The sequence below is a fragment of the Solirubrobacter ginsenosidimutans genome, from assembly GCF_027587205.1.
The window spans coordinates 141,480-158,280 of sequence record NZ_JAPDOD010000019.1 but is presented as its reverse complement, the minus strand read 5'-3'; the positions used below and the strand labels follow the sequence as shown (position 1 = coordinate 158,280).

The 16,801-nt window shown below is 70.7% G+C and carries 19 protein-coding genes; 11 read left to right on the top strand and 8 right to left on the bottom strand.

Annotated elements, in window-relative coordinates:
- The first annotated feature begins 206 nt into the window (after positions 1-206).
- From OM076_RS20305 to OM076_RS20270, 8 genes are all read left to right on the top strand, one after another.
- Positions 207-878 (top strand): DUF1269 domain-containing protein, encoded by a 672-nt coding sequence (locus OM076_RS20305; protein WP_270041884.1) that lies wholly within the window; start codon positions 207-209, stop codon positions 876-878.
- Between the two features lie 66 nt (positions 879-944).
- Positions 945-1,094, top strand: a complete 150-nt coding sequence (locus tag OM076_RS20300) for a hypothetical protein (RefSeq protein WP_270041883.1) — start codon at positions 945-947, stop codon at positions 1,092-1,094.
- Positions 1,095-1,098: 4 nt separating this feature from the next.
- Positions 1,099-1,995 (top strand): S1C family serine protease, encoded by an 897-nt coding sequence (locus OM076_RS20295; protein WP_270041882.1) that lies wholly within the window; start codon positions 1,099-1,101, stop codon positions 1,993-1,995.
- Between the two features lie 102 nt (positions 1,996-2,097).
- On the top strand, positions 2,098-2,832 hold the full coding sequence (locus OM076_RS20290) for a hypothetical protein (protein ID WP_270041881.1): 735 nt from the start codon (positions 2,098-2,100) through the stop codon (positions 2,830-2,832).
- 226 nt (positions 2,833-3,058) lie between these two features.
- Positions 3,059-3,997 carry a fumarylacetoacetate hydrolase family protein gene (locus OM076_RS20285; RefSeq protein WP_270041880.1) on the top strand — a complete coding sequence of 313 codons (939 nt, stop codon included), beginning with the start codon at positions 3,059-3,061 and terminating at the stop codon, positions 3,995-3,997.
- Positions 3,998-4,098: 101 nt separating this feature from the next.
- Positions 4,099-4,995: a VOC family protein gene (locus OM076_RS20280; RefSeq protein ID WP_270041879.1), complete on the top strand. Its 897-nt coding sequence runs from the start codon at positions 4,099-4,101 to the stop codon at positions 4,993-4,995.
- A gap of 127 nt (positions 4,996-5,122) precedes the next feature.
- Positions 5,123-5,524 (top strand): DoxX family membrane protein, encoded by a 402-nt coding sequence (locus OM076_RS20275; RefSeq protein WP_270041878.1) that lies wholly within the window; start codon positions 5,123-5,125, stop codon positions 5,522-5,524.
- 157 nt (positions 5,525-5,681) lie between these two features.
- Entirely contained in the window at positions 5,682-5,816 is a 135-nt protein-coding gene (locus tag OM076_RS20270) for a hypothetical protein (RefSeq protein WP_270041877.1), read from the top strand.
- A 12-nt stretch (positions 5,817-5,828) separates the two neighbouring features.
- Here the strand turns inward: OM076_RS20270 and OM076_RS20265 are convergent, their stop codons facing one another.
- The 8 genes from OM076_RS20265 to OM076_RS46905 form a co-directional block, all read right to left on the bottom strand.
- Positions 5,829-6,794: a CorA family divalent cation transporter gene (locus OM076_RS20265; protein ID WP_372518060.1), complete on the bottom strand. Its 966-nt coding sequence runs from the start codon at positions 6,792-6,794 to the stop codon at positions 5,829-5,831.
- Between the two features lie 5 nt (positions 6,795-6,799).
- On the bottom strand, positions 6,800-7,690 hold the full coding sequence (locus OM076_RS20260) for a patatin-like phospholipase family protein (protein WP_270041875.1): 891 nt from the start codon (positions 7,688-7,690) through the stop codon (positions 6,800-6,802).
- Between the two features lie 86 nt (positions 7,691-7,776).
- Positions 7,777-8,811 (bottom strand): NAD(P)-dependent alcohol dehydrogenase, encoded by a 1,035-nt coding sequence (locus OM076_RS20255; protein WP_270041874.1) that lies wholly within the window; start codon positions 8,809-8,811, stop codon positions 7,777-7,779.
- A gap of 11 nt (positions 8,812-8,822) precedes the next feature.
- The gene (locus OM076_RS20250) at positions 8,823-10,040 is read right to left on the bottom strand and encodes a cytochrome P450 (RefSeq protein ID WP_270041873.1); all 1,218 of its coding nucleotides are present in this window, start codon (positions 10,038-10,040) and stop codon (positions 8,823-8,825) included.
- A 42-nt stretch (positions 10,041-10,082) separates the two neighbouring features.
- Entirely contained in the window at positions 10,083-11,486 is a 1,404-nt protein-coding gene (locus OM076_RS20245) for an NAD(P)/FAD-dependent oxidoreductase (protein ID WP_270041872.1), read from the bottom strand.
- Positions 11,483-11,701, bottom strand: coding sequence for a ferredoxin (locus OM076_RS20240; RefSeq protein WP_270041871.1), 219 nt, complete (start codon positions 11,699-11,701; stop codon positions 11,483-11,485). Before OM076_RS20240 ends, OM076_RS20245 begins: the two co-directional genes overlap by 4 nt.
- 212 nt (positions 11,702-11,913) lie before the next feature.
- The gene (locus OM076_RS20235; RefSeq protein WP_372518065.1) at positions 11,914-12,528 is read right to left on the bottom strand and encodes a response regulator; all 615 of its coding nucleotides are present in this window, start codon (positions 12,526-12,528) and stop codon (positions 11,914-11,916) included.
- Positions 12,529-12,595: 67 nt separating this feature from the next.
- Positions 12,596-12,898 (bottom strand): response regulator, encoded by a 303-nt coding sequence (locus OM076_RS46905; RefSeq protein ID WP_372518064.1) that lies wholly within the window; start codon positions 12,896-12,898, stop codon positions 12,596-12,598.
- A 69-nt stretch (positions 12,899-12,967) separates the two neighbouring features.
- Between OM076_RS46905 and OM076_RS20230 the strand changes: the two genes are divergently transcribed.
- From OM076_RS20230 to OM076_RS20220, 3 genes are all read left to right on the top strand, one after another.
- Positions 12,968-14,584, top strand: a complete 1,617-nt coding sequence (locus tag OM076_RS20230; RefSeq protein WP_372518063.1) for a sensor histidine kinase — start codon at positions 12,968-12,970, stop codon at positions 14,582-14,584.
- 189 nt (positions 14,585-14,773) lie between these two features.
- Positions 14,774-15,352: a hypothetical protein gene (locus OM076_RS20225; protein WP_270041869.1), complete on the top strand. Its 579-nt coding sequence runs from the start codon at positions 14,774-14,776 to the stop codon at positions 15,350-15,352.
- A 64-nt stretch (positions 15,353-15,416) separates the two neighbouring features.
- Positions 15,417-16,757, top strand: coding sequence for a Dyp-type peroxidase (locus OM076_RS20220; protein WP_270041868.1), 1,341 nt, complete (start codon positions 15,417-15,419; stop codon positions 16,755-16,757).
- Positions 16,758-16,801: the final 44 nt, after the last annotated feature.

Genomic DNA, 16,801 nt, shown 5'->3' with positions numbered 1-16,801 from the left:
GGATCCGCTCGCGGACTTCGTGTTGCGCTCCGAGCTGACGCCCGGCGCGACCGTCATGGTCGAGCCGGCGCCCGAGGGCTCCGACGAGGCGATCGTCGTGTCCATCCGGGCGCCCTCGGCCGTCGTCGCGTCGCTGGCGTGACGGCACTCGATTCGTCCAGATTATGTGACGATGGCTCACCCTGCGACCCCGCAGGCTTGCCGTCATGACCAATCGCGATCTACAGCAGAACGGCGGAGCCGACGCGACGAGCACGGACAACGTGATCTCCGTGTCGTTCGACTCCGACAGCAACGCGTATGAGGCGCTGAGCGCGCTCAAGGAGCTCGACGGCCAGGGCCGCCTCCGGATCGAGGCGGCCGCCGTGGTCGTCCGCGACGACGACGGCCAGATCCTCGTCAAGGATCGCGCCGGCTCGGGCCAGTACGCCGGGGCGGCGAGCGGGGGGACGCTCGGGGTGCTGCTCGGCATCCTCGGCGGCCCGCTCGGCGTCCTGATCGGCGGAACGTACGGCCTGCTGGTCGGTTCCCTGTTCGACCTCGACGAAGCCGAACGCACGGAGTCCGCGCTCAGCGAGATCTCCACCTCGGTGCGCCCCCGTCACACGGCGCTGCTGGCTGACGTCACCGAGCAGTCCCCGGACGTCGTCGACACCGCTATGGCCCGGCTCGGTGGCAGCGTGCTCCGCCGGCCGGTCGCCGACGTGGAGGCCGAGATCGCCGCCGCGGAGAAGGCGCAGCGCGATGCCCAGCGGGCTGCGACCGAGGCACTGGCCCGCGGGCGGGTCGAGCGCAGCAAGGAGCAGGTCCGCGCCAAGGTGGACGAACTCAAGGCGAAGCTGCCACGGCGCGAGTCCGCGGCGAGCGCGCGCTCGTAGTCCGCCGCCGGACAGGGGGTTGTGTAACGGCACGTCACACACCCGATTCACTGACTGGAGGCCGCCATGTCACGTCCGTATCACGTTCGCGTAGCCCGCGATCGCATCGTCGATGCAGAGTTCAAGAAGCTCGAACTGCGCAACGCGCGCCGCCGCGAGTCCGGCGGCGCGCTCCCGGCACGCGACGGGGACCACCCGTCTCACAACGGCGCCTAGCGTGATGTCGCGGCGTCTGGAAGCCCGCGCCGTGGCATACGGCCGGCGCCGGGCGCCGGTCACACCCGCGGTCGCGCTCGCCGCTCTGGCGCTGATCACGCTGGTCGCGGTCCTTCTCACCGCCGGCGCGCGCGACGGGCGCAGCACGGTCGTCGAGCGCGTCGTCGCCGGCGAGGGGGCCGGGCAGTTCGACGTCGCCGCGATCTACGCGCGCGCGAACCCCGGCATCGTCGACGTGAACGCGCACACGATCGCGACGACCGCGGGGCCGTTCGGTCTGCCCGAAGCGGCGGAGGGCACCGAGTCGGGGACGGGCATCCTCCTCAACACGCGAGGTGACATCCTCACCGCCGGTCACGTCGTCGCCGGCGGCCACCACATCACGGTGACGTTCGACGGCGGCGCGTCGCGGCGCGCGACCGTCCTCGGAACCGAAGGGGACATGGACGTCGCGGTCCTGCACGTGGACCCGTCAGGGCTCGAGCTCCACCCGCTCACCCTCGGCAGCGTGGCCGGCCTGCGGGTCGGCGACCCCGTCGCCGTGATCGGCGACCCCTTCGGCGTCCCGCGCAGCCTCAGCACCGGCGTGATCTCGGGCCTGCACCGCACGATCGAGGCGCCCAGCGGCGCCGCGGTCCCGAACGCCGTACAGACTGACGCCGCGATCAACCCGGGCAACTCGGGCGGACCGCTCCTCGACGCCCACGCCCGCGTGATCGGCATCGCCGACCAGATCGCCACGGGCGACAGCTCCGTCGACAGCTCAACCGGCGTGGGCTTCGCCGTCCCCATCGACAGCGTCAAGACGCGCTTGGCGCAGCTGGAGCGGGGACGGCACCGCGAGCGCCGCCGCACGCACGCCCGGCCGGCGCACCGGACCGGGTCGTCCATCGCCACGTGAGGCGCCGCCGGATCGCCGACCGCGATCACGCAAACGGTGTGGCGACGGCTCACCCCACCGGCGCGCACCCTCCGCGGCGACAACCGATGTGGAGGAGTGGGCATGACGCTGTCGGATGACCTGTACGAGATCGCGAGACGGGTGAGGTACGCGGAGACGCGCGGCGAGGTGACGCTCGGACGCGAGGTCCCGGCGCTGCGCCGCGCGGCCGTTGGCCTGGACGAGGCGCCCATCCTCCGCTGGCAGGGTGACTTCGCGTGGCACGAGCCTGTCGCGAGGACCCGCGCCGGCCGTCCCGCGCGGCCTGCCCGCGTGCGCGCGGGGACCCGCGAGCTCACCGGCGATTGGCGGCGGTGGCTCGTCGCCGGAATCTCGTGGATGGTCGTGGCGCTGGTCGTCCTGCAGATCGACGCAGCCTCGATATTGACCGTCGTTGGAGTCATGTTCAGCTTCGCCGCCGTCCAGACGTTGGTGATGCCGGCGGTTCGCCTGGTCTCCGCCACCTTCGGCGTACTGTTCGTCGTGGCCGAGATCCTCTGCTTCTTCGCCCCGATCGACACCGTCGCGGCCGCGGCCGACATGCTCGGCTGCCTGTTCGCCGTCGTAGGCCTCTGGTGGATGGTCGAGGCGTTGCTGGAGCGCAGGCTCAATCCGCTGTGGTGGATCGGACTGGCCGCCGGCGTCCTCATGAGCGCCGTCGCCGTCTCGACGGTGGGCCGGCTGTACACGCCCGAGGCCGACAGCTTGCTCGTCTGCGCCGGTCTCTGGGGGCTGATGCAGGGCATCACCCTGATCGCGCGCGCGTTCGCCGTCCGGCGGGCGCCGGACCGGGCGTAGGCGCCCACGGCGGTCTCGTCGAGGTTGAGGGGTGGAGGAGTGTGCGCGGGCTAGCGCGAGCTGGTGTGCAACTCCCGCGTCCGGTCCGAGCCGCGACGCCCTCGCGGAGGATCACGCAGTCGGTGTGAGGGCGACTCACATCAACGGCCCGCAACCTCGGCAGCGAGAACCGGCGAATCAAGGACGAATCGATCTTGATCACTTCCAACCCCACTTCGAGGGTGACATGAGACTGCGTATGACAGCGGGCGGCCTGATCGCCGAAGACACGCCTTCCGGGCGCTGGGCCCGCCTTGCCGGGCAGGACGACCTGCTGCGGTTTCTGGCCGGCGGCCAGGCCGCGGTCGCGAGCGCCCACGCCGCGCTGGCGACCGCCGAGACCGTCGACCCGGCGGAGGCCGTGCTTCCGTTCCGGCCGCGCTCGATGCGGGCGTTCATGCTCTGGGAGAGCCACGTCATCAACTCGAGCCGGGCGTTGCTGAAGAAGTTCTTCCCCGCGCCGGCGGCGAAGGTCGTGCTCGGCTATGAGCGGATCACTGGCCGGGCGTTTCCCAAGCTCAAGCCCAACGACCGGTTCCGCGAAGCGCCGACCTTCTACGTTGCCAACCACACCTCGGTGTTGGCCGATGGCCAGGACATGTGGTGGCCCTCCCACACGCGCTATCTGGACTTCGAGCTCGAGCTCGCGTGCGTGCTGGCCAAGCCGCTGGCCGACGCCACGCCCGAGCAGGCGCTGGACGCCGTCGGTGGGTGGTTCATCCTCAACGACTGGAGCGCTCGCGACGTGCAGGCCGACGACGCGCGCCGCAACATCTTCGGGCCGGTGATCAAGGCCAAGACGTTCGCCAACTCGATCGGCTTCGATGTGGTGACCGCCGACGCGGTCCCCGACTGGACGGCCATGCGCGGCCGCGTGCGCGTCGACGGCGAGGTCTGGTGCGAGGGCACCACCGCCAACCCGCGGCACTCGCTCGGCGCGATGCTCGCCTACGCCTCGGCGGGCGAGAAGCTCGACGCCGGCGACGTCATCTCCACGGGCACGATGCCCGGCTGCTGCGGCCTCGAACTGGATCGCTGGATCCAGCCCGGCCAGACGGTCGAGCTGGAGATCGACGGCATCGGCACGCTGACCAACCGCATCAATCCCACAGCGGTCCCGGTGTAGAGCCATGTCACGTTCCATCGCGGCGTTCCTCGACGAGCACTGCTGCGCCTTCGCACCCGCCACACCGATATCGAGAACCCTTCGCAAGGAGTACGCCTGACATGGTCACCCGCATCGGACACATCGCCCTGCACGTCGCCGATCTCGACGCGGCCGTGGACTTCCAGCAGCAGGTCATCGGCATGGTCGAGACCGAGCGCGTGGCCGGCGCCAGCTACCTCACCTGCAACGAGCGCCACCACGAACTGATCCTGATCGAGGACCGCACGAACCGCGGCTACGAACATCTCGCGCTCGAGGTCGCCGACGCGAGCGTGCTCGACGGCGCCGCCAAGCGCCTGACCGCCGCCGGCGGCACGACGCTCGGGGGCATCTACGACGGCGAGCCGGGCATCGACCGCGCGCTCAAGGTCCAATCGCCCAACGGCCATGTCTACAAGCTCTTCTGCGGCATGGAAACCATCGACCCGCCCGCGCCCGGCGACCGGCCGGTCAAGCTCGAGCACCTGTCCTGCAAGGTCGTCAGGCCGCGCGCCGAGGAGCGCTTCCTCACCGACGGCCTCGGCTTCCGCTTCAGCGACCGGATGGGCCTGCTCGCCTCCTGGTGGCACTGCGACGACGACCACCACGGCCTCGCGCTGCAGCGCTCGCCGGACTCGAAGCTCCATCATTACGCCTACCAGTGGAGCGACTTCGGCGCTCTCGGCCGCGTCGCCGACCGGCTCAAGGCCGCACGCGGGCGCAAGTGCATCTGGGGCCCGAGCCGGCACGGCCCCGGCAACAACCACTTCCTCTACTTCCATGACCAGGACGGCGCGATGATCGAGTGCTGCTCCGAGCTCGCCCACATGTCCGACGGCTACCAGCCCAAGACCTGGTCGATGGCTCCCGGCGTCCTCAACCAATGGGGCGCCCCGCCGCCCGCGCGCTTCGTGCTCACGGGCTTCCCGATCGCCACGCCCGACCCCGGCCGCCCGACGTGGGCGATCGGGCGCTAGCGGTGATGAGCGTCAATCTCGCCGAGCAGCTGACCGGCCGCCTCGCCGTCTGTGCCGGCAGCTGCGGGCCCGGCGCTCGTCCAGCTGGTGACGACCCGAACGCGCTCTCGACGGGCGGGTGGTGAGCATGGGCGTGCTCCGAACAGTGGGCCGCGGCATGATCGCCACGCTGTTTCTGATCGCCGGCGTCGACGTGCTGCGGCACCCCCAGCCTCGGGCCGAGGTGGCTCACGACACGCTCGAAAGGCTGCGGTCAGCGGTTCGGGTCGTTCCCGACGACGTCACCGCCGTCCGCGCCAACGCGGCCACCCAACTGGTCGCGGCAACGCTCTTGACCTTCGGCAAGGCACCGCGGGCCGCAGCCGGCGTTCTCGCCGCGTCGCTGGTGCCGACCACGCTCGCGGGCCACGCGTTCTGGACGTTCGACGACCCCGCCCAGAGCGCCCAACAGCGCGCCCACTTCGCCAAGAACCTCGCCATCCTCGGCGGACTCATCCTCGCCGCACTCCCGCCTGAAGAGGACGGATAGAGACAGCACGCCGCGCGACGAGAACTCCGGCAACGCAGTGGCGCGCACGCGCGACCCACGCCCAGGGAGTTGACCCCTTTTCGATGGACATTGCCGCGGTCGACGGCCGACGGCACCGCCAGCGCTCGCGCGGACAATTCGCAGGTCCTCACTCGACATGCAGACCCCGACAGTGACCGAGATCAGCCGACAGTCCTACATCGCCGCCCAGAAGGCCCGCCACGAGATGCAGGTGCGCCTCGTGCGCGAGTCCGTGTTGCGTCGCCGCGAGGGCGATGAGCGGCGCAGGTAGCGGCACAGGAGGTCAGCGCCCTCTCGGTGCGCCGCCGGTGACCATTCGGCGCATCAGTAGGCGCCAGAGCAGCGCACCGCTGACGACGGGGACGGCCACACCGAGCAGCCAGAAGGCGCTCGGGCTTCGGGTGTGGTCAACCATCCACCCGAAGTTCATGCCGAAGAACCCCGTGAGGAATGTGAGCGGCACGAAGATCGTCGCCACGACACTCACCAGGTAGGCCCGCTGGTTGAGCTGCAGATCCAGCAGCATCCCCATGGCGTTCGCCGCGGCGTCGATCGACGCCAGGAGGCGGTTGACGTGCTCGCGGAGCTGCTCGAAGGAGGGTCCGTCAGAACCGTCGAAGCCGCGCAGCGCTCCGATTTCGACGGTGACCCGTGCGAGCACGGTCTCCTCGGCCGTCAGGCTGCGACGCATGGTCGCCAGCCTGGCGGCCGCCTCGCGCAGCGTCGCCCTCGGCACGAGCGTTTCGTCGCCGTCGGTCCACATCGCGGCGAGCGCGTCGAGCGTCAGCTCGACTTCGTCGAGTGCGTCGAAGGAGCTCGCGAGCATCGCATCGAGGACGGCGTGGACGATGTGTGGGCCGCTGCCTCCCGGCGTCCGGTCCAAGAGCGCGGCCGGGAGCGACACGCGCTCCTCGTGAAGCGTCACGAGGTAGTCGGCCGTAACGACGACGTGGACCTTGAGCGGTCGCAAGCGGAAGCTGGTCTGGTCGGTCTGCGCGTTCAGCTCGACATAGCACTGGAGAGCGAACGCGATCGAGACATCGTCGGCGATGAATGCGCGCGACGTCCGGGTTGCGCCGCCCTGGGACAGCGAAGACAGAGCATGCCGTGCGGGCTCAACCAGCTCAATGACATCGTCACTGCTCGTGTCGGCGAGCGACACGTCGAGCCAGAAGAACTGTCCCTGTGCACGAAGTGCAGCGACACGCTCTCGCGTGAGTGCGTCGATTCCGTAGAAGATCTCCCCCACGGCGGTCAGGCAGCGGTCGCCGTGCGACGGTCGAGACCATCGAGTTGTCGGCGCGCGGCGCGCAGCCCGTCCGCGATCAGCAGCTCGGCCTGATCGAAGTCGCTCGGCTGCACCCCCACGCGGTTGGGAGCGCGCAGCACGATCAGCTCCGCCTCGGCCGCGTAGCGGATCAGGTCCGCCTTCAGCCGCGCGCCGACCAGCACCTTGCACGCCTGCACGGCGGCGTCGAGCGGGCGACGCGGCCACGCCGTGAGGCCACGCTCGTCGGGATCGCTCGTGGGCAGGACGAAGACGCGCTCGGCGCCGAGTTCGACCGCGTGCGAGATCGGCGTGTTGTTGACCACCCCGCCGTCGACGAGCAACCAGTCACCCCACGGCACCGGCGGCAGGACGCCGGGGATCGCGGCCGACGCGAGAACAGCGTCGACCGCGGGGCCGCGCGAGAGGCGCACCTCGCTCCCGCCGAGGAGGTCGAACGCGACGAGATGCAGCGGGATGGCGGCGTCCTCGAGGCGCGCGATCCCCAGATGTGTGCCCGCCACGCGCCGCAACGGCTTGCAGGGCACGAAATGGTCGCCCCGCTTGGTCAACGCGCCGAAGATCGTGGGCATGTGGACGGGGAAGACGTCCTCGCGGCGCAGGCGCAGCCAGACGTCGGCGAGCTCCTTGGCCGTCTCCACGGTCTGCGGGCGCGACGCGACGAACGCCGCGTTGAGCCCGCCGGCCGACGTCGCGACGAGCATGTCCGGCGTGATCCCGCGCTCGTAGAGCGCTCGCAACATCCCGGCCTGGACGGCGCCGAGGCTCGCTCCGCCGGAGAGGACGAACGCCGTACGGGGCGCGCCGCGCGCGCGGTCGCGTGCGGACTGGAACCTGATCACGTGGTCGACGGGCATCCCCGCAGCCTCCCGCGGAGCGGTGTGAACGCTCGTCGCACCGACCGTGTGATCAGCGGCTTACTCCCGCCAACCCCGGGTCGAGCTCAGCCGTTCGGGGTGATGACCGCGCGGCCCTGGATCTTCCCCTCGCGAAGGAGCTGGTACGCCTCGCCGGCGCGCTCGAGGGGGAAGTGCTCCACCAGCATCTCGATCTTGCCCGCCTGGGCGAGCGCGACCACGTCCATGAGCTCGCCGATGGCGCCCCAGTACGGTGACGCGACTGAACACTCGTGCGGCGGGCTGGCGAAGTTGACCGGCAGGGCTCCGCCCCCGAGACCGACGATGGTCACGTCGCCGCGCACGCGGGCGACCTGCGCCGCCATCCGCAGGGTCGGGTCCACCCCGACCATGTCCAGCACGAGCTGCGCGCCCTGCCCTCGCGTCATGTCCTTGATGCGGGTGACCGCCGCGTCGCCCGAGACCAGCGCCTCGTCCGCCCCCATGCGCCTGGCTGTCGCGAGCTTGTCGGCAGCGGTGTCAACGGCGACGACGGTCGTGGCCGAGCTGACCGCTCGTAGGATCTGGATCGCCATCTGACCGAGGCCCCCCACGCCGATCACCACCGCCGTCGACCCCGCGCCCAGCAGGTGGAGCGAGCGCTTGACGGCGTGATAGCTGGTGAGCGCGGCGTCGGCGAGCGGGGCGGCGTCGCGGGGATCGAGGGTCCCCAGCGGGATCAGGAAGCGCGTCGACGGGACGAGCAGGTACGGCGCCATCCCGCCATCGCTTCCATCCAGCCCGCCGCCACCGATGCCACCGTTGTTCTCGCAGTAGTTCTCCATGCCCACCCGGCAGCTGGGGCAGGTGCCGCAGCCCCACGGGCCGTAGACGAGCACGGGGTCGCCCGGTGCGAACCCGGTCGCGCCCGGCCCCAGCTTCTCGACCCAGCCGGCGTTCTCGTGGCCGAGCGTGAACGGGAGCGCCGGCAGCCGGTCCGGGGGCGCGTCCATCAGATGCAGGTCGGAGTGGCAGGCGCCGGCTCCCCCGACCTTCACCAGGACCTGCCCGGGCCCGGGCTCGGGCACCGGCACCTCGCGCAGTTCCGCCTTGTGCGGCTCGACGATCTGGAACGCTTGCATCGTCATCTTCCTCAGTCCCGGACGCCGTCGATGTCCAACCACAGGTGCTTCGGACCGCGGAAGATCTGGTTGCGGCGGTACGGCGGCGGATCCTCGACGAGCCGCGGGTTCTCCGCGCGGCGGATGAACTCACTGACCCCGATCTGGACCTCGAGCCGGGCGAGCGGGGCGCCGAAGCAGTAGTGGATGCCCTGGCTGTAGCCGACATGCTCGTTGTTCGGGCGCTCGAGGTCGAGCTTGTCGGGGTTCTCGAAGCGTTTCGGGTCGCGGTTCGCCGCGCCGTAAGCCACGAAGATCGGCGCGCCCGCGGGGATGGTGGTGCCGGCGATCTCGATGTCCTCGAGCGCGGAGCGGGTGGGCCAGAACTGGACCGAGGACTCGAAGCGCAGCAGCTCCTCGATCCCGGGCACGATCAGACCGGGCCGGCGGCGCAGCGTCTCGAGCTGATCGGGGTGCCGCAGCAGGGAGAGCACGCTGTGGGCGATCAGGTTGACCGTCGTCTCGTGCCCGGCGAAGAGCATGAGCATCGCGTTGCCGATGGCCGCCTCCTGGGACAGCGGCCCCTCCGGGCCGTCGTCGTTGGCCATCCCAGAGAGCACGCCCGGTCCGGGCCGCTCGCGGTACTGGTCGAGCAGGTCGCCCAGGTGCTGCCTCAGTTGGGTCACCGCGGCGGGAACCGCCGCTGCGCGTCTCTGTTGCTCCTCGGTGGTCGCCTCCGGGCCGAGGTCCAGCCCATCCAGGGCTGTCTCGATCCAGGCATGAAAGCTCGGGATGTCCTCCAGCGGCACGCCCAGGACCTCGCAGATGACGGTCACCGGCCCCGGGAACGCGAACTCGTCGACGAGGTCGATCCGGGTCTTGCCCTGCATGCCGTCGAAGAGCCCGGTGAAGATGCGGCGGATCTGGGGCTCGAAGCCGGCGATCATGTGGGGACACTCGGGCGGGCCGAAGTGCCGCATCATCCGGCGGCGATCGACGTCGTGCTCGGGCGGGTCCGTGGTGATGATCGTCCCGACGAAGGGGTTCTCGACGGGCACCGGAAGCTTCCGCTGATCCGAGCTGACCCGGGGGTCGTGGAGCAGCTGGACGAGCTCTCGATAGGTGCTGACGACATAGCTGCCGTCAGGCTGCCGCGCGACCGGGGTCTTCCGCAGCTCCTCGTAGAACGGGTACGGATTGGGGCGGTTCTCGTACCGCAGGGCCTGCTGCCAGGGGGTTTCCTCAACCATGATGTTCGTCTCTTCCTGTTTCAGAGTGGTTGGACGGGCGCGTCAGCGCGTACGGGGGCGAAACTCGACCCTGCGCTCGGCCGGGTCGTGGCCGGTCAGGACGACCTCGGGCAGCGCCGTCGGGACGCCCGGGTCCGGGAACTCGGCCGGGATCGGCGTCATCTCGGCGGGCTGGTCCCAACCCGGCGCCGGCGGCGGGAACGGTGCCGACTGCGCGATCAGGCCCGCGTAGTACTCCAGCCACTTGCCCTGGTCGAAGGTCACCGCGGCCACGGTGCGGCCCCGGCGGCCGTAGGCGGCCACGAAGGAGCGGCTCTCGACGGAGCCCTGCGTGAAGACGATCTCGTCGCCGAAGGACGGCACGCCGACCGACTTGATGTTGACGCCGAACTGGCCCGACCAGAAGCCGGGAAGCAGCAGATGCGGACGGCGGTCGGGCTCGAGGCTGACCATGTTGTGGGCCGCGACCTCGGCGCCGAGCACGGCGTTGTCCCAGTGCTCCATCGCGAGGAACTGGTACTCGTAGAGCGCGTGGGGCGCCCGCGCCACGTCCCCGACTGCGTAGATGCTGTCGGTCGCCACGCCGTTGATGTCGAAGGCGCGTCCGCCGGCGTCGCATCCGACGCCGAACGCGCCGGCCGCGAGCCCGGAGCCCTCCAGCCACTCGACGTTGCGCTTTGAGCCGAGCGACACCACGGCCACGTCGACCTCGATCGTGCTCCCGTCGGACAGGATGGCGCTCTGCAGGCGGCCGTTCGCGTCGCCCACGAGCGAGGTCACCGAGACGCCGGTGCGCAGGTCCACGCCGTGGTCGCGCTGCATCTCCGCGGCGATCCGTCCGATCACACCGCCGAGCGCACCGACGAGCGGCGCCTCGGCCATCTCGCAGACGGTCACCGCGAGGTCGAGCTCGCGGCAGATCGAGGCCACCTCCGAGCCGATGAACCCGGCGCCGACGATCAGGACCCGCCGGGGGCCGGCCGCGAGCGCCTCGCGCAGCCCGGTCGCGTCGTCGCGCGTGCGGATGCAGAACACCCCGTCCAGCGCGGCCTCCGCCGGGTTGAACCAGGGCCGGGCGCGGACGCCGGTGGCGATCAGCAGAAGGTCGTACCGCACCTGCTCACCGTTGGCCAGGTGCACGTGCTTGGCGGCCCGATCGAGTCCGGTCGCCGCCACCCCGAACCGCCACTCGGCGTCGATCGCCCGCCGGCGCGGGAGCTTGGTGTGGTCGGCCGGAGCGTGCCCCAGCAGAACCTGCTTGGAGAGCGGCGGCCGATCGTACGGCTCGTACGGCTCGTCCCCGATGATCGTCAGCTGGCCCCGGAAGCCCTTCTCGCGCAGGGCCTCGGCCGCGCGCAGGCCGGCCAGCGAGGCCCCGACGATGACGATCCGCCCGCCGGCCTTGAACTCTTCGAGCGCGCCGACGAGCGTCGAGTCGATGCTCATGCGGCCTCACCCGCGTCCGCCCCGTCCAGCTGCTCCACTTGGATGGCCTGCACCGGGCAGGCGGCCGCCGCGCGCAGGACGCGCAGGCGCTCCGCGTCGTCGGCGTTGGGGTCATAGTGCAGCGCCTCGTTCCCGCGCAGCTCGAACACGTCGGGCGCGAGAAAGACGCACTGCGCGTACCCCTGGCAGCGGTTCAGGTCGACAACGAGTCGCATGAGCAGTCCTCCTCGAAGGTGTTTGCATCTGGCATGCGGACAGGCTGCGAGCCGGCAAGGTGATTTGCCGCCACCAAGTCGGTGTGATCGTCAGAGCACAGATGCAGCGGGCGTCTAAGAACCGCCCCTACCGGGGCACGACCTGCTCGAACCACTTCTCAGCGCGGAAGAACGTCCTCGCGGCGCAGGTCATCCAGACGTCGGCGAGCTCCTCACTCGCTGCGCAGGTACGTCACTGCGGCCAGCACGCGACGGTGCTCGGTCGGCTCGGGCTCGAGGCCGAGCTTGCCGAAGATGCCGCGCACGTGCTTCTCCACCGCGGCGTCGCTGACGCACAGCGTCTCGGCGATCCCGCGGTTGGACTTGCCCTCGGCCAACGCGGCGAGGACCTCGCGTTCGCGGGGGCTGAGACGATCGAGCGGGCTGTCGGACGGGCGCCGGCCCAGCATGCGGCCCACGACCTCGGGGTCGAGGGCGCTTCCACCGGCCGCGACCCGGCTGACCGCCTGCGTGAAGACGGCGACGTCGCCGACGCGCTCCTTCAGTAGGTATCCGACGCCCTCGGCGCTATCACCGATCAGGTCGACCGCGTAGCTCTCCTCGTAGTACTGCGAGAGCACAAGCACCCCGATTTCCGGGCGCCGCGCGCGCAACTCGAGCGCCGCCTGCAGCCCGTCGTCGCGCCGCCCGGGCGGCATCCGCACGTCGACGACCGCGACATCCGGGCGGTGCGCCAGGGCCTTACGCAGCAGATCCGGAGCGTCCCCGGCCTGCGCGACCACATCGAAGCCCGCCTCCGTCAACAGCCGGACGATCCCTTCGCGCATGAGGACGTCGTCCTCGCCGATGACGACCCGCAGCGGCTGCGTTGTCGCGTCGCTCACTCCGAGGACACTACTCGCCGCAGAGCAGGTCGTGAAGCGGGGCGGTCGCGAGATTCTCCTTGATCACGAACGGCAATTGCGTGCCGTTCGGGCCGGGCCGCTCGGCGTCGGCGACGCCGACTTCGGTCGAGACGACGACGATGCGCGGCGACCACGGGAGGCTGGCCAGCTCGCCGGCCAACGCGATCCCGTCCCCATCCGGCAGCCTGACGTCGACCAGCGCGGCGTCCGGCCGCAGCGCCTGAGCCGCGGCGAGCCCCTGGTCGACGCCGGCAGCCTCGCCCACGACGGTCAGTCCTTCGTCGGTCAGCATCCGCGCGGCAATGGCCCGGAAGATCGCGTCGTCGTCGACGATGAGCACGGTTGCGTGCACGGACGCGAAATGTTCGCACCGCGAGTCCCAGGCCGAGGTAAGGACAACCCCCGAAATCCTCGGCGCTTGAGCGACATGCTGCTCGTGAAGGAGACTTCGCGCATGGCCTTCACCGATCTCGGCGGAGCCGGTCGCCTGGCGCGCACGACGACCGGCGTCGCGGTCGGCGCGCTGGCGACCACGGCCGTGACGCTCGTCATCACCGCCCTGACGCCGTCCCTGGACCCGTGGTCACTGACCGGCCTGTACCTGTTCGCCGTGGTCCCGGTCGCGATCGGCTGGGGCTTCGGGCCGGCGGCCGTCGCCGCTGTCGCCTCGTACCTCGCGTTCGAGTACTTCTTCGTGCCACCCGTTCACAGCTTCGCGATCGCGCGCGCGGAAGCAATCGCGCAACTGCTCATCGCGCTCGCCACCGCGTACGTCATCAGCGAGTTGGCCCGCCGTGCCCAAACACGCGCGAACGAGGCCCAAATGCGCGTCCGCGAGACGGCGGAGGCTCATGCCATCCAGCGGAGGCTTCTCCGGGAACAAGCCGCGCTCCGGCGCGTCGCGACCCTCGTCGCCGAAGGGGTGTCCACCGGCGAGCTCTTCGAAGCGGTCGCGCGCGAGGTCGGGTTGCTGTGCGACGCCGACCTCGCGCGGATGGAGCGCTTCGATGCCGGCCGTGCCGTCACGGCGATCGCGGCGTGGGCCCGGAACGACCGCGCGCAGCTGGCCGTCGGGACCCGTTTCGCCCTCGAGGGCGCGAGCATCGCCGCCCAGGTTCGGGACACCGGGCGGCCAGCGCGCGTCGATTCGTTCGCCGGCGCGAGAGGGCCGATCGCGGCTGAGGCGCAACGGCTCGGTATACGCGCCTCCGTCGGCTGCCCGATCACGGTCGAGGGCCGGTTGTGGGGCGTGATCGCCGCATCCACGACGCACGACCAGCCGTTTCCGCCCGACACGGAAGCGCGGATCGGGGACTTCACGGAGCTCGTCGCCACCGCGATTGCAAATGCCGAGGCGCGCGCCGAACTGGTGGCCTCCCGCCAGCGTCTGCTGACGGCCGGCGACGAAGCGCGGCGGCGCGTCGTGCGCGATCTGCACGACGGCGCGCAGCAGCGTTTCGTCCACACGATCATGACGCTCGAGCTCGCGCTGCGCAGCATCGGCGAGGAGCCGGCCGGCGCCGGGGAGCTGATCGCCGAAGCGCTCGAGCACGCCAAGGGAGCCAACCGTGAGCTGCGCGAGCTGGCCCACGGGCTGCTGCCCGACGCCCTCACCCGAGGCGGGCTGGCCGCCGGCGTCGACTCGATCGTCGCCGCACTCCGCGTGCCGGTGGACGTGTCGGTACCCGAGCAGCGCTTCCCTCCCGAGATCGAGGCCAGCGCATACTTCGTGATCGCCGAGGCCCTGACCAATGTGGCGAAGCACGCGGGCGCGCAGCGCGCCGAGATCGCCGCCCGCGTCGACGACGGCAGCCTGCGAATCGACGTTCGCGACGACGGCGTCGGAGGGGCACGGCCCGATGGCACCGGGCTGCTCGGCTTACGCGACCGCGTCGTGACGCTCGGGGGCTGGCTCGAGCTCGACAGCCCGCGCGGCGGCGGCACGCGGCTGGCCATCACACTGCCGCTTCGGCGCTGAGTGCTGTGTTGTCGATCGCACCGATGTAGAGATATTCGCCGAGGACCGGCGCGCGCGGGTCCGCGCGCCGTCGCGGAAGATCACGCACTCGGTGTGAGCGCGACTCACACCAACAGCCGTCACCGTCGCAGCGAGCCACACAAGGAAGAGCGACATGACCGTCGCTGAGCCACAGAAAGGAGAATCATCATGAGCACGACGAGTGACGACGGCCGTGCCGTCCGTTCGCCGAGAAAGGGCGCGCAAGACGGACCGGTCAGCGAGTTGAGCGTCTTTCTCAAGGTCAAACCGGGCCGCGAGCAGGCCATCCGCGAGGCCTTCAACATGCCCCCGGCCGAGCAGGCCGAGCTCGCGAAGGCCATCGCCGACGTGGGCACCCTGCATTCGGCCAGGTACGTCCTGTTCGACAATGGGACGCGCCTCCTGATTGCGACGACGTTCGATGGTGACTGGGACGTCTACATCGAGGATTTCGCGGCGTCGTACGTCCTCGACGCCTGGGACAAATTCCTCATCTACTGCGAGGGGTACCCGGACGAGGGGAAGGACCGGGCGGGACTCAGTGTGCACGAGATCAAGGAGTTCCTCACCGCGAACCAGGTCACAGCGTCCAACTTCGCCATGGTGTACCCGGGGGTCACGGTGCCGGAGATCCAAGAGGCGCTGCGGGTTCAGACGGCGTTCCAGCAGGTGCTGGACACCCCCGACGCCGCCGAGGCGCTCCAGCACCCGGCCCTCAGGCCGCTGCTGGAACACGCCGCCGACTGACCACTGGACGCGGGGGAGCTCCACGGGGCTCGCCCGCGTCGCACCGAGTAGCGAGGATCAGACCATGACCACTCAGCCAGCCGTCCCCTTGGAACTGGACGACATCCAGGCCCCCGTGCTGCATCCCCGCCCCACCCGGTACGCCGGCGCCGTGATTCTCGCGCGCATCGACGACCGGCGCGACGGCCGGGAGCTGCTGCGCCGCCTCATTGACTTCGTCCCGTCCGCGAGCGACCCGCCGCACCCGGACCGGAGTGCCTGGGCCTCCGTGGCGCTCAGCTTCCAGGGCCTCAAGGCGCTGGGCGTGCCCGACGACACCCTCGCCGGCTTCCCGCAGGAGTTCCAGCAGGGTATGGCCGCGCGGGCGGCCGAGCTGGGGGACACCGGCGAGAGCGCGCCCGAGCACTGGGAGTCACCGCTCGGGAGCCCCGACGTCCACGTGGTGATCTACGCGCTGGCCCCGGATGCCGAGAGCCTGGAGGCGACGCTCGCCGGCGCCCGCGACGCCCTGCGGGAGATACCCGGCGTCGCGCCGATCTGGCTGCAGGACACCTACATGCTGCCGAACGAGCGAACCTCGTTCGGGTTCAAGGACGGCATCAGTCACCCGGCCATCGAGGGGAGTGGCATCCCCGGCACCAACCCGCGCGAGGAACCCTTCAAGGCCGGCGAATTCATCCTGGGCTACCCGAACGAGAACGGCGAACTCCCCCCGATGCCACAGCCCGAGGTACTCGGCCGCAACGGCACCTATGTCGTCTTCCGCAAGCTTCAGACCCGCGTGGCGGCATACCGCCAGTACATACGCTCCCGCGCCGAGACCCCAGCCGATGAGGAACTGCTGGCCGCCAAGTTCGTCGGCCGCTGGCCGAGCGGCGCGCCGCTGGTGCTCGCCCCGGAGCGCGACGAGTCGGAGCTCGGGGCCGATCCGGGGCGGAACAACGCTTTCCTCTTCGCCGCGGACGGCGACGCTCGGGGGCTCAAGTGCCCGCTCGGCGCCCACGCCCGTCGGACGAACCCTCGCGACTCGGCCATCAGCGGCATAGCGCGCAATCACCGGATGATCCGGCGGAGCTCGAGCTACGGCCCGATGCTGCCCAAGGATGTCCTGGAGGATGACGGGGCCGATCGCGGCATCCTGTTCTTCTGCCTTCAAGCGCGGCTCGCCCAGCAGTTCGAGTTCGTCAAGACCCAGTGGATCAACGACGGCACCTTCTTCGGCACACCCGCCGAGATGGACCCGTTTGCCGGGCCGAACGATGGGACCGGCCGGTTCACCATCCCCCAGCAGCCGATCCGCCGGCGCCTGACCGAGCTGCCCCAGTTCGTCGTCAACCGCGGCGGTGAGTACTGCTTCATGCCCGGGCTGCGCGCGCTGCGCTGGCTCGCCGCCCTCGACACGTAACGGCCGGGGCGAGCGGCGTCGCCGCGGCGTCCTCACGATCGTCG